Annotated in this window: 13 protein-coding genes and 1 pseudogene; 8 read left to right on the top strand and 6 right to left on the bottom strand. The window is 71.2% G+C overall.

Features of this window, described 5'->3' with window-relative positions; genetic code table 11:
- Nucleotides 1–49: 49 nt before the first annotated feature.
- Entirely contained in the window at nucleotides 50–583 is a 534-nt protein-coding gene (locus ACFHWU_RS27895; protein ID WP_416554803.1) for a topology modulation protein, read from the bottom strand.
- 169 nt (nucleotides 584–752) lie between these two features.
- Here ACFHWU_RS27895 and ACFHWU_RS27890 point away from each other — a divergent pair, with 169 nt between their 5' ends.
- The 3 genes from ACFHWU_RS27890 to ACFHWU_RS27880 are packed head-to-tail and all read left to right on the top strand — an operon-like array spanning nucleotide 753 to nucleotide 4548.
- On the top strand, nucleotides 753–2348 hold the full coding sequence (locus ACFHWU_RS27890) for a radical SAM protein (protein WP_416569511.1): 1596 nt from the start codon (nucleotides 753–755) through the stop codon (nucleotides 2346–2348).
- A gap of 32 nt (nucleotides 2349–2380) precedes the next feature.
- Nucleotides 2381–3184, top strand: coding sequence for a class I SAM-dependent methyltransferase (locus ACFHWU_RS27885; RefSeq protein WP_416569517.1), 804 nt, complete (start codon nucleotides 2381–2383; stop codon nucleotides 3182–3184).
- A complete protein-coding gene (locus ACFHWU_RS27880; protein ID WP_416569512.1) occupies nucleotides 3181–4548 on the top strand; it encodes a dihydrolipoyl dehydrogenase family protein in 1368 nt (455 codons plus the stop codon). Before ACFHWU_RS27885 ends, ACFHWU_RS27880 begins: the two co-directional genes overlap by 4 nt.
- Here the strand turns inward: ACFHWU_RS27880 and ACFHWU_RS27875 are convergent.
- Nucleotides 4499–6109 carry a phytoene desaturase family protein gene (locus ACFHWU_RS27875; protein ID WP_416569513.1) on the bottom strand — a complete coding sequence of 537 codons (1611 nt, stop codon included), beginning with the start codon at nucleotides 6107–6109 and terminating at the stop codon, nucleotides 4499–4501. The genes ACFHWU_RS27880 and ACFHWU_RS27875 overlap by 50 nt on opposite strands.
- On the bottom strand, nucleotides 6106–6681 hold the full coding sequence (locus tag ACFHWU_RS27870) for a vitamin K epoxide reductase family protein (protein ID WP_416569514.1): 576 nt from the start codon (nucleotides 6679–6681) through the stop codon (nucleotides 6106–6108). The genes ACFHWU_RS27875 and ACFHWU_RS27870 overlap by 4 nt, the downstream gene beginning before the upstream one ends.
- 185 nt (nucleotides 6682–6866) lie before the next feature.
- Between ACFHWU_RS27870 and secG the strand changes: the two genes are divergently transcribed.
- A complete protein-coding gene (gene secG / locus ACFHWU_RS27865; protein WP_416554813.1) occupies nucleotides 6867–7127 on the top strand; it encodes a preprotein translocase subunit SecG in 261 nt (86 codons plus the stop codon).
- Between the two features lie 142 nt (nucleotides 7128–7269).
- Nucleotides 7270–7614 carry an RNA polymerase-binding protein RbpA gene (locus ACFHWU_RS27860; protein ID WP_416554815.1) on the top strand — a complete coding sequence of 115 codons (345 nt, stop codon included), beginning with the start codon at nucleotides 7270–7272 and terminating at the stop codon, nucleotides 7612–7614.
- 150 nt (nucleotides 7615–7764) lie between these two features.
- Here the strand turns inward: ACFHWU_RS27860 and ACFHWU_RS27855 are convergent, their stop codons facing one another.
- A complete protein-coding gene (locus ACFHWU_RS27855; RefSeq protein ID WP_416554817.1) occupies nucleotides 7765–8109 on the bottom strand; it encodes a hypothetical protein in 345 nt (114 codons plus the stop codon).
- A 121-nt stretch (nucleotides 8110–8230) separates the two neighbouring features.
- Between ACFHWU_RS27855 and ACFHWU_RS27850 the strand changes: the two genes are divergently transcribed.
- Genes ACFHWU_RS27850 through ACFHWU_RS27840 form a run of 3 tightly spaced genes read left to right on the top strand, consistent with a single transcriptional unit; the run spans nucleotide 8231 to nucleotide 10302 of the window.
- Complete coding sequence (locus tag ACFHWU_RS27850; RefSeq protein WP_416554819.1) at nucleotides 8231–9127, top strand: helix-turn-helix domain-containing protein; 897 nt, start codon at nucleotides 8231–8233, stop codon at nucleotides 9125–9127.
- On the top strand, nucleotides 9124–9321 hold the full coding sequence (locus ACFHWU_RS27845) for a DUF397 domain-containing protein (RefSeq protein WP_416554821.1): 198 nt from the start codon (nucleotides 9124–9126) through the stop codon (nucleotides 9319–9321). Before ACFHWU_RS27850 ends, ACFHWU_RS27845 begins: the two co-directional genes overlap by 4 nt.
- A gap of 6 nt (nucleotides 9322–9327) precedes the next feature.
- The gene (locus ACFHWU_RS27840; RefSeq protein WP_416592126.1) at nucleotides 9328–10302 is read left to right on the top strand and encodes an aminoglycoside phosphotransferase family protein; all 975 of its coding nucleotides are present in this window, start codon (nucleotides 9328–9330) and stop codon (nucleotides 10300–10302) included.
- Nucleotides 10303–10417: 115 nt separating this feature from the next.
- Here the strand turns inward: ACFHWU_RS27840 and ACFHWU_RS27835 are convergent, their stop codons facing one another.
- Both ACFHWU_RS27835 and ACFHWU_RS27830 read right to left on the bottom strand, forming a co-directional pair.
- Complete coding sequence (locus tag ACFHWU_RS27835; protein WP_416569516.1) at nucleotides 10418–10795, bottom strand: Mth938-like domain-containing protein; 378 nt, start codon at nucleotides 10793–10795, stop codon at nucleotides 10418–10420.
- Nucleotides 10796–11260: 465 nt separating this feature from the next.
- A pseudogene (locus ACFHWU_RS27830) lies at nucleotides 11261–11464 on the bottom strand (IS1380 family transposase); the annotation flags it as partial.

Genomic DNA, 11464 nt, shown 5'->3' with positions numbered 1-11464 from the left:
GTCGGTGAAACAGGAACCCCCGAGCGCGACCAAGGGGATCCCCGTTCCTTCAGGGCGGGGACGAAGTCAACGGTTGGGCTTGTCGTCGGAGCCGGTCGACCAGTTGGTTGGCTTGTCGGCGGCTGGTGAGTGAGATGAGCCGGACGTGCGGCCCGTGTTCTCGAATGAGGTTCTGGACGCGGGGCCGCATAGCGCGTCGGTAGCCGAGGATGTAGCGGACAAAGTTCCAGGTGATCCGGTCGTATACGCCGTCGGTCTGATGTTGGCCGCCCTGGTAGCGGCGGCGTCGCTGGGCGATGCCCCAGAGGCAGGTGGCGGCGGGGAGGTCGAGGAAGATCACGGTGTCGGCGGCGGCGAGCCGGATCGGCAGGGTGCCGGCGTAGTTGCCTTCGATGATCCAGCGTTCGCCGGTGACGAGTTTTTCCTGCTTGGCGGCGAACTCGTGTTGCGGGAGTGGGTTCCACTGTTCGTCGTAGTAGATCGCGTCGAGGTGAGTCAGCGGCGCGTCGAGGACCTGGGCGAGTTGCCGGGCGATCGTCGACTTGCCGCTGCCGCCACAGCCGATGATGGCGATCCTGTCCATGGACCCTCAAGAGTAGGGGCCGAGTTGGGCGGAGAGCTGGAACCGGGCGAGGCGCTCGTCTCGCTTGGCCTGGCCGGCTGCCAGCCCTGCGGCGGTGGGTGCTTGCCGACCTGCGGTCGGTGATGGTGGACTGGTCGCCCGAGGATCCATCGTGCCGCGAGGGAGCCCGATGACCGACAAACAGGACCGCGACGAAATCTTCATCGAGTACACCAAGTCGATCTGCCCGGTGTGCAAGGTCGTCGTCGACGCCCAGGTCAACATCCGCGACGATAAGGTCTACCTGCGGAAACGCTGCCGTGAGCACGGGCAGTTCGAGGCGTTGGTCTACGGCGACGCGCAGATGTACCTCGACTCGGCCCGGTTCAACAAGCCCGGCACGATCCCGCTGATGTTCCAGACCGACGTGGTCGACGGCTGCCCCAGCGACTGCGGGCTCTGCCCCGAGCACAAACAGCACGCCTGCCTCGGCATCATTGAGGTCAACACCGGCTGCAACCTGGACTGCCCGATCTGCTTCGCCGACTCCGGCCACCAGCCCGACGGCTACTCGATCACCCTCGACCAGTGCGAACGGATGCTCGACACGTTCGTCGCCGCCGAAGGCGAACCCGAAGTGGTGATGTTCTCCGGCGGGGAACCCACCATCCACAAGCAGATTCTGGAGTTCGTGGACGCCGCCCAGGCCCGGCCGATCAAGGCGGTCAACCTCAACACCAACGGCATCCGGCTCGCTTCCGACAAGCGGTTCGTCGCCGAACTCGGCCGGCGGCACAGCCCGGACCGGGCGATCAACATCTACCTGCAGTTCGACGGCTTCGACGAGCGCACCCACCAGGCGATCCGCGGCCGTGACCTGCGCGAGATCAAGCGGCGGGCGCTGGACAACTGCGCCGACGCCGGGCTGACCGTCACCCTGGTCGCCGCAGTCGAGCGCGGGCTCAACGACCACGAACTCGGCGCGATCATCGAGTACGGGCTGGCGCATCCCGCCGTACGGTCGGTGTCGTTCCAGCCGGTCACCCACGCTGGACGGCACGTCGAGTTCGACCCGTTGCACCGGCTGACCAACTCCGACATCATCCACGGCATCGTGGCGCAGCGCCCTGACTGGTTCACCGCGTCGGACTTCTTCCCGGTGCCGTGCTGCTTCCCGACCTGCCGGTCCATCACCTACCTGCTGAGCGAGGGCACCCCTGGCGAGCCCGGCTTCGGGGTGGTGCCGATCCCACGGCTGCTCAACGTCGCCGACTACCTCGACTACGTCGCCAACCGGGTGCTGCCGGACCTGGCGATCCGCGAGGCGTTGGAGAAGCTGTGGTCGGCGTCGGCGTTCATGGGCACCGGGACCACCAGCGAGCAGCTGGCGGCCGCCGCGACGGCGCTGGACTGCGCCGACGCCTGCGGAATCAACCTGCCGGCAGCGATCGCCGACATCACCGACCGGGCCTTCATGATCGTCATTCAGGACTTCCAGGACCCGTACACGCTCAACGTCAAACAGCTGATGAAATGCTGCGTCGAAGAAATCACCCCGGACGGACGGATGATCCCGTTCTGCGCGTACAACTCGGTCGGCTACCGGGAACAGGTCCGCGAGCAGCTGTCCGGGGTCGCGGTGGCCGACGTGGTGCCCAACGCGCTGCCGCTGCAGCCGGTGCTCACCGATTCGCCGTACGGATCGAAGGTGGCCCGGCCCGGTGGACGCACCGGCACCGGCCGAATCGCCCCGGACACCACCAACGTCGGCCGGCGGGTCCGGTGACCGGCCCCACCGGTCCGGTGGACGGCCCCGCTGTGGCCGCTGAGGCGAGGACCGAGGCGAAGGCGTGCTGCGCCGCCGCGTACGGCTCCGACGTCGTCGCGTTGCTGCTCGGCGAGTCGTACCACCCGGGCGGTCTGGCGTTGACCCGGCGGCTCGCCGACCGGCTCGCGCTGCGTCCCGGCGCGGCGGTGCTCGACGTGGCCAGCGGGCGCGGCGCCACCGCGTTGCTGCTGGCCCAGTCGTACAAAGCCGATGTCACCGGCGTCGACCTGTCGGCGGCCAACGTCTCCGCCGCGACGCAGGCGGCTGCCGCGACCGTGACGGCCGGTGCCCGCGGATCGGTGCGGTTTCGGCTCGGCGACGCCGAGCGGCTGCCGGTGCCGGACGCGGCCTTCGATGCGGTGGTCTGCGAATGCGCCTTCTGCACCTTCCCCGACAAGGTCACCGCCGCCGTCGAGTTCGCCCGGGTGCTGCGGCCCGGTGGGCGGCTCGGCCTCACCGACGTCACCGTCGACCAGGCCCGGCTGCCGGCCGAACTCGCCGGGCTCGGCGGCTGGATCGCCTGCGTCGCCGACGCCCGCCCGCTGGCCGAGTACGCCGACCTGCTGGCCGCCGCCGGGCTGCGGGTGACGTACACGCAACGCCACGACGCCGCGGTCGCCGCCATGCTGGAGCAGATCGAGGCCCGGCTGACGCTGGTCCGGATGACCGCCCGCGACCGGGCCGAGGCGGCCGGGCTGGACTTCACCCGGGCCCCGGCGGTGCTGGCCGCCGCCCGGGCGGCGATCGCCGAGCAGATCATCGGGTACGGCCTGCTGGTGGCGGCCAGACCGTGACCGGCGGACACGACCTGGTGGTGATCGGCGGCGGTGCGGCCGGTCTCGGTGCGGCCCGCGCCGCCGCCGGCGCCGGTGCCCGGGTGCTGCTGGTCACCGACGGGCCGCCCGGCGGCGACTGCACGTTCACCGGCTGCGTCCCGTCGAAGACGCTGATCGAGGCGGCCGGTCGGGGACTGCCGTTCGACGACGCCGTACGACGGATGCGATCGGTGATCGCGCGGATCGCCGCCACCGAGGACGCCGCCGCGCTGCACGCCGAGGGCATCGAGGTCCGCCGGGGTCGGGCCCGGTTCGTCGCGCCGGGGCGGATCGACGTCGACGGCACCGTGCTGACCGCCCGCCGCTACATCGTCGCCACCGGGGCCGCCCCGGCGGTCCCGTCGGTGCCCGGGCTGACCGAGGTCCCGTACCTGACCACCGAGACGGTCTTCGACCTCGCCGCGGCACCCGGGTCGCTGATCGTGCTCGGCGGCGGCCCGGTCGGCTGCGAACTCGCCCAGGCGTACGCCCGGTTCGGCACCCGGGTGACCGTCGTCGAGGTCGCCGACCGGCTGCTGCCCGGCCACGAGCCGGCGGTCTCGACGGTGATCGCCGACGTGTTCGCCCGCGAAGGGATCACGCTGTGCCTGGGCGCGCAGGTCGTCGAAGCGGGCGAACACGTCGGCGGCGTGGCGCTGCGGCTGGCCGGCGGCAACCAGGTCCATGGCGACCGGCTGTTGGTCGCGACGGGCCGCCGGCCGACCACCGACGGGCTCGACCTGCCGTCCGCCGGGATCGCCGTCGACGACCGGGGGCACGTGGTCACCGACGACCGCCTCGCCACGACCGCGCCCGGTGGGTACGCCGCAGGGGACGTCACCGGCCGGATGCCGGTCACCCACGCCGCGTTCGCCATGGGGCGGATCGCCGCCGGCAACGCGCTGTCGCGTCGGCGGCAGCGCTACGATCCGTCCGCCACGCCGTGGGTGGTCTTCACCGACCCCGAGGTGGCCCGGGTCGGGCTGACCGAGGCACAGTCGGTCGGCCGGGGCGGCCGGGTGGCGTACCTGCCGATGACGGAGATGGACCGGGCGGTCACCGCCGACGCGACCGACGGGTTCGTCACCCTGGTCGCCGGGCCGCGCCGGCTGCTGGGCAATCTCGGCGGCGGCCGGATCCTCGGGGCGACCGTCGTCGCCGGGCGGGCCGGCGAGATGATCCACGAACCGGCGCTGGCGATGGCCACCGGCATGTTCGCCGGTCGCCTCGCCCAGGCCACCCACGCCTACCCCACCTGGTCGTACGGGATTCAGCTGGCCGCCGCCCAGTTCGTCACGGCCATCGGCGGCCGGCGGGCCCGCCCCGCGCGGGCGGCCGGGTGATCAGCGCGTACGCCGCGTCGCGGCCGGGCAGGCCGGCGATGCCACCGACCGGTGCGGTGCCCGCCCCGGACACCACCAGCCCGGGCAGCGGGGTGCGGTGGCCGGCAAGGTCCGGGGTCGGACGCAGTATCGCCAGCTGGTCCAGGCTGATGTCCAGATGCATCGGGTGCGCGCCCGGCCAGCGCAGTTGCCGGGCCATGTCGGCCGGGGTGTGCGTCACCCGGTCGACGACGCTGGCGGCGAACCCGGGTGCCCGCGCCTCGACGGCGGCGATCATCCGGTCGGCGAACTCCTCCCGGGCGGCGTCCCAACCGCCCCGCACCTCGTACGGGGCGCATGGGCAGGCCAGGTAGACAGTGTGCCGGCCGGGCGGGGTGAGGCTGTCGTCCAGAGCCGACGGCGTGAACGCGTATGTCGGCACCGGGTCGTCCGGCAGATGACCGGCCTCGGCCTGGGCGAATCCGGCGGACAGCGAGTCGAGGCTGTCGACGTAGGACTGCAGTCCGTTCCAGTCGCCGGGCCGGGCCTGCGGGTAGCCGGGCAGCCCGGTCGTGGCCAGCAGGACCAGGCCCTGTACGGCGTTCCCGCGCCCGGCGGCCCGCAGCCGGTCGGCGACCGGGCCGGTCAGCGGTGGATCCAGCAGGTCGAGCAGGGCGGTGCGCGGGTCGATGGCGGTGAGCACCGCGTCGGCGGTGATCCGCGTACCGTCGGCCAGCTCGACCCCGGCGACCCGGTCGGTGCCGGGCCCGGTGCGCAGAATCCGGGCCACCGGCGAGTGCACCCGCCAACTGCCGCCGTAGCTGGCCAGCCGGGTGGCGAGCGCGTCGGTCAACGCCTGCGACCCGCCGACCGGATGCCACTGACCGACCTGGTGGTAGAACGCCTGCCAGAACGCGAAGGTGGCCCCGCCGATCTGCTGTGGCGACGCGGAGGCGTGCGCGGCGAACGCCGCCACCGGTGCCCGGACCAGCTCGGTGTCGAACTGTTCCCGCAGCACCCGCCCGTACGGTGCCAGCAGGGTACGGGCCAGCCCGACCGGCCCGCCGTTGCGGGCGACCGCCAGGCCACCCGCTGCGAGCAGGCTCGGCATCCGCCGTAGTCGCTGCGTCACGCCGGTGCCGGGGTCCAGCATGGTCCGCATCGCGGAGACGATCGGCCAAGCCTGGCGCATCCAGGCCGCGTACCGCCGCGCGGCCCGCCGGTCGACCTCGGCGATCGACTCGACGGTGGCCGCGACGCTGCGGTGGAACCGGACGATCGTGCCGTCGCGGAACGCCGCGACGGAGAACGGGTCCATCTCGCGGTATACCAGCCCGGCGTCACGCAGCCGCAAATCCTCGACGATGCCGGTGGCGTTGATGATGTTGTGCGCCGCGGAGTGGGTGTTGAAATGGTGACCCGGCAGCAGTTCTTCGGTCCGGGCACCGCCGCCCAGCTTGTCGGACTGCTCCAGCACCTGCGTCCGCCAGCCGCTGCGGGCCAGGTAGCAGGCGGCGACCAAACCGTTGTGGCCGCCGCCGACCACGACGACCCGGCGGGCGCGCCGCTGCCGGACCCTCATGCCGAGCGGCCGCGGAGGTGCCGCCACGCCCGGGTGGCTTCCGGCACGGTGAGCACCGCCGCCGCAGTCGTCGCGGCGGCGGCCAGGGTGCACCAGCTGCAGATTCGGCGGTGCCGGCTGAGCTGTTCGGCGAACAGCCAGGCCCCGGCGGCCGCGTCACCGGCCGCCTTGCCGGCAGCGAGCAGCGGCCGCCACGGCTGGCGGGTCGCCCGCTCGGCGTCGCCCGTCCCGATCAGGGCGAGGGTGACGCCGGCGTTGGCCAGCGCGAGGGCGGTATCCGGGGTGTGTCCGGCGGCGTACGCCTCGCCGCTGGCGTCCACCCGGTCGGCGTCCAGCCAGGGCAGCGCCGGCTCCGGCAGGTGCCGCACCAGGCCGTACTGGTAGGTGGCGACCACCGCGTAGGCGCCGGCCGCGAGCAGGGTCAGCCCGGCCGACCACCGCCGTCGCCGCAGCGTCGGCGTGTCGGCCAGGCGTAGGTCGTCGCTGATCCGCTCGGCTGCCCGGTCCGGCGTCCGGCCGACGCCGGTGGGTCGGCCCCGAATCCGCTCGGCGGGCTGTCCCTGTCGTCTCATCCGGTCGGCTACCCTTCTCGCGGCGGACCACACGGGTGGATGGCTGCGGAGACGGGTCGGAGCCGGTCGGCATGGATCGAGCCGGCCCGCTATCCTGGGGTGGCCCGGGTGTCGGCCCACTCGGGTTTGTCCGGTTCGCCCCGCTTCGCGAGCCGGCGACCGTGATGAGAGGACTGACCACTGCCATGCCGATCGAGTTCGCCTACGTATTGATCGTTTTGCTGGTGATTACGAGCGTCATACTCACCATGCTGATCCTGCTGCACAAGGGCAAGGGCGGCGGCATGTCCAGCATGTTCGGTGGTGGCGTGAGCACCAGCCTGGCCGGATCCTCGGTGGCCGAGAAGAACCTCGACCGCTACACCGTGCTGACCGGCATCGTGTGGTTCGCCTGCATCGTCGGCTTCGGCCTGTGGCTGAAGGTCGCGATGAGTACGGGTGTGTGATCCGTCGCATCTCGTCGTAAGATTTTGCGCGGCCTGTTGATACGGGTCGCGCATTTCTTTTCGGTACGCCCGCTTCACCGGCGTCGCACCACCGCCTCGTGCCGGTGGTGACATCCCCTCCCCGACGACAGGAGCGACAAACATGGCGAGTGCAAACACGATCCGGGGCAGCCGGGTCGGTGCCAGCCCGGCCCGGCCCACCGAGCGGGCCGAACCCGCACCCCGCCGACAGGCCACCTACTGGTGCGCCAACGCGCACGCGGTGGAGATCAGTCTCGCCGTGGACGCGGCGGCCCCGGAAACCTGGGAGTGCCCGCGCTGCGGGCTGCCCGCCGGGCAGGACCGGCACAATCCGCCGGCCCGGCCACGGACCGAGCCGTTCAAGTCGCACCTGGCGTACGTGAAGGAGCGCCGCAGCGACGCCGACGCCGAGGCGATCCTCGCCGAGGCGCTCGCGGCGGTCCGCGCCCGACGCGGCGAGTCCTGACCGGCTGCCTACCCCCACTCCCGACGCACCGGAGGCTGACCCGGCTCATTACGCCCGGGATCGGCCTCGACCGAGCGAATCCCTTCGTCGGACACCAGTATCCCGCTGCCGTCCGTCAGGCGAGGGTTGCGTCGCCACCGCAGCATGGGGTCAGTCGGCGGCGGGTACCAGCACTGTTGTGCCTGACCAGTTGATGTTCTCGTTGCGGATGTGGTGCCACGGTTCGCCGTCCTCGTCGAGGCCGGTCAGTTCGGCGAGGTAGTGGCCGAAGCCGTACCCGCCGGCCCGCAGGGTGGCGACCGCCCACGGGTGGAGCTGGTCGGCGACGCGCTCCGGGTGGCGCTGGTCGAACGGGACCTCGATGACGCCGAGCAGGTCGTAGCGTTCGTCGGTGCCACCGGGGTCAACCACCCGGCACAGCGAGAATCCGTACCGTTCACGCTGCTCACCGTCCACCCATGCCAGTTGTCCGGCCACAGTGTCCTCCTTGATCATTGTTCGGATGCTGAGGTGAACGAAGCATCGCGCTAAAACTCGCTTATATCAACCCATTGTGTTGTTCATGATCACCTGGTGTGATGTCGTGGTCACCATCCAATCGCGAGGGAGGTCACCGATGGCACGTGCACCGAGGACCCGTAAGGCACCCGCCAACCCCGCCATGTCGCCGACCGTGCAGGCCATGGAGCTCGGCATCCGGCTACGCGAGCGCCGAGAGGAGCTCGGCATGACCGCCGTCGGCGTCGGCCGCAGCAGCGGCATCACCCAGGCGTACGTCTCCGGAGTGGAGATCGGCAAGGTCAAACTCCCCGCCGACCGGCTCGCCCAGCTCGTCAAGATCTACGAGATCGACGACCAGGAGGCCGCCGAGCTGGAGGCGCTGCGGGTCGGCGCGATGGCCCGCGCCTGGTGGCACACGTACAAGCAGCTCTTCCCGGCCGAGTTCCTGCGCTTCCTCGGCTACGAGGCCGGTGCCGACCACGTCCGCACCTACCAGAGCGAACTGATCGACGGCCTGTTGCAGACCGAGGCGTACGCCCGCGCGATCCTGCGCGGTGGCAACACCTACGTCCGGCTCACCGAGACCGAGCAACGCATCGAGGTACGGATGGCCCGGCAGCGCCGGCTCGCCGAGGACCCGCCGTTGCGGATCACCGCGATCTTCGGTGAGGGTGCGATCCGCCAGCAGGTCGGCGGCCCCGAAGTGATGCGCGCCCAGCTGGATCACCTGGCCGACCTGATGACCCGCCATCCGGAGCAGATCCGGGTGCACATCATCCCGTACTCGGCCGGCGCCTACCCGGCGCTCGGAGCGCCGTTCCAGATCCTGTCGTTCCCGTCGACCCGGGTGCCGGACCTGGTCTGGCAGGAGGTGCTGACCTCCAGCGACATCATCGACCAGTCCAGCCGGGTCGCCGACTACACGATCACCTTCGGGGAGACCCTGGAGCGGGCGTTAAGCTTCGAGGAGTCCCTCGCCCTGATTCGCCAGGTCGCCCAGGAGATGACATGACCGAGCACACCCCCGCACGCGGCTGGTACACGTCCTCCCGCAGCGCGAACAACGCCGCCTGCGTCGAGGTCCGCCTCGGTGCCGACACCATCGGCGTACGCGACTCCAAGGACCGCGGCGGCCCAGCGCTCGCCTTCGACCCGGCCGCCTGGACCGGCTTCCTCACCACCATCAAGGCCACCGACCCTCACTGAACTGCGGTGAGCGCGGCCACCAGCGGATCGGGCCTTGCGGTTCCGGCGCAGCTGGCGGTATCCCACGCCACGTACTTCGGCGAGGCAGGACGGGCCTGGATCGCGGCGCTGCCGCAGCTGACCACGGCCATCATGGACAGCTGGGGGCTGCGTCGCGACGGGCCATCGAGCTGCGGCGCGATCGCCCTGGTGCTGCCCGTCGTGCAGGCCGACGGGTCACCGGCGATGCTGAAGCTGCAGCCGATCGACGAGGAGACCGTCGGTGAGCCGGCGGCGCTGCGGGCCTGGGGCGGCGACGGCGCGGTACGCCTCCTGCGGCACGACGCGAGCTCCGGCACGATGCTGCTGGAACGACTCGATGCCGACCGTACCCTGGCAGTCGTCCCCGACGACCTGGCCGCGTTACGGATCCTCAGCCAGCTGCTCGCCCGGCTGACCTCGGTGGTCGCCCCGCCCGACATACGCCGCCTCGCCGATGTCGCCGCCGGGATGCTCGACCGGGTGCCGCAGGCGCTGGTACGGCTACCCGCCGCAGACCATCCGCTGGTCCGGCGGTGCGCGGCGGCTGTCGAGGAGCTGCTGCCGGAGGCCGGTGACCGGCTGCTGCACTGGGATCTGCACTACGACAACGTCCTCGCGTCCCGGACCGAGTCGGCCGGGTCCGCCCCGGCCGCGTCCGGCGCTCGGGAGCCGTGGCTTGCGATCGACCCGAAACCACTCGCCGGAGACCCTGCGTTCGAGCTGCTTCCCGCCCTGCACAACCGGTGGAACGACGTGGTCGTCACTGGCGACGTGCCCCGTGCGGTCCGCAGACGCTTCGACCTGATGACCGAGATGCTGGGTGTCGACCGGCAACGGGCGGTCGGTTGGATGCTCGGCCGAGTACTGCAGAACCTGCTCTGGGAGTCCGGAGCCGGCGGCCCGGCGTGGCACAGCACGCCCGACCGAGCCATCGCCCACGCCCTACTGCGCGAGGGCTGACCGGAGGGCCCGTCCGTCCGCCGACTGGGGCTGATCGGATGCGTGTGGTCTGACAGGCTGTCGGCGTGTCGGGTCGATGGCGCGTAGTGGACCACGTTGGGCGCGGTGCGCCCGGTCAGCAGGTCGAGTGGAACAGGCCGCCCACCGGCCGCGTCGCGGCCATCTCGTTGTAGTGCTGCACCGCTTGCGTCGTCTCGGCGACGTACGGCGTGATGCCGTGCCGGTCGAGAAGCTCAAGTGTGCGCGGGTCGATCTGAAGCTGGAGCTGCATCCCACGGGACAGGACGATCGCGGTCGCGCCGTTGCGCAGCAGTTCCTCGACGTCCTCCGGTTGAATCCCTGGGCTGTGCCGGGTCTCGGTCTCGGACCAGTCCCAGGCCCGGCCGCCGCCTGGGTAGAGCATGAAGTCCTTGCCGGTTCCGAGGCCTTCGACGTCCATCTGTCCCCACGAGATCTCCAACACCCTGGGGGAGGGCTGCGCGGCGTCGGTCATCACGATCTCCGTTCTAGCCGTCGCGGCCTGCCGACAGGGATTCGGCTGCCGCGCGGTTTCGCGTAACGGGCACGAGCCGGCTCTGCGGTGATCTCGATCTCGACTCGCGCCACGGTGAACACCGATGGTCCTCCAGCGCCTCCTGGTCCGCCAGTAGCGAGATGCTCACACCAGCGGCGGTCGGTCGATGAGCTCGACGAACATGATGAGCTCGTCAAGCACATCGAGAACGAGCATCCCTGATCGGTCGGGACTCTAAACCGATGTTCCGGTGACCCGGCCTTAGCCTCGATCCACCGACGCGGTTGCCGCTGTATGTTGGTTGATCATTTCTGTGTTGGGTGGTGCGGCGGGCGTGAGGGAGTCGCCGATCACGTGATCGGCTTGCTCCGAGGGTGAGTGTTCGGGGTGGAACGGGATTGTGGCCTGTGGTCGGGCCGCCTGGTTTCGGCTGGTGGGGTGTGGTCAGCCGGGTGCCGGTCGGACGGCGGTGAACAGGTTGTCGAACGCCGCCTGCCAGGGCCGGTACTCGGGCAGGTGCAGGTGGATGGTGCGGGCCCGGTGGGCGAGGCGGGCCGCGACGGTGATGATCCGGGTCCGGATGGTGGCGGGTCTGGCGGTCGACCAGGTGCCCGCGGCGAGGTGTCCGGCGGCGCGGGTGAGGTTGTG

This window comes from Micromonospora sp. LOL_015, from assembly GCF_048060275.1.
GTDB lineage: Bacteria > Actinomycetota > Actinomycetes > Mycobacteriales > Micromonosporaceae > Micromonospora_E.
This window is presented reverse-complemented; position numbering and strand designations above follow the sequence as displayed.

Coding starts and splice junctions, on each gene's coding strand:
- ACFHWU_RS27895 (WP_416554803.1), bottom strand. CDS start 583: ATGGACAGGATCGCCATCATCGGCTGTGGCGGCAGCGGCAAGTCGACG.
- ACFHWU_RS27890 (WP_416569511.1), top strand. CDS start 753: ATGACCGACAAACAGGACCGCGACGAAATCTTCATCGAGTACACCAAG.
- ACFHWU_RS27875 (WP_416569513.1), bottom strand. CDS start 6,109: ATGAGGGTCCGGCAGCGGCGCGCCCGCCGGGTCGTCGTGGTCGGCGGC.
- ACFHWU_RS27870 (WP_416569514.1), bottom strand. CDS start 6,681: ATGAGACGACAGGGACAGCCCGCCGAGCGGATTCGGGGCCGACCCACC.
- secG (WP_416554813.1), top strand. CDS start 6,867: ATGCCGATCGAGTTCGCCTACGTATTGATCGTTTTGCTGGTGATTACG.
- ACFHWU_RS27860 (WP_416554815.1), top strand. CDS start 7,270: ATGGCGAGTGCAAACACGATCCGGGGCAGCCGGGTCGGTGCCAGCCCG.
- ACFHWU_RS27855 (WP_416554817.1), bottom strand. CDS start 8,109: ATGATCAAGGAGGACACTGTGGCCGGACAACTGGCATGGGTGGACGGT.
- ACFHWU_RS27850 (WP_416554819.1), top strand. CDS start 8,231: ATGGCACGTGCACCGAGGACCCGTAAGGCACCCGCCAACCCCGCCATG.
- ACFHWU_RS27845 (WP_416554821.1), top strand. CDS start 9,124: ATGACCGAGCACACCCCCGCACGCGGCTGGTACACGTCCTCCCGCAGC.
- ACFHWU_RS27835 (WP_416569516.1), bottom strand. CDS start 10,795: ATGACCGACGCCGCGCAGCCCTCCCCCAGGGTGTTGGAGATCTCGTGG.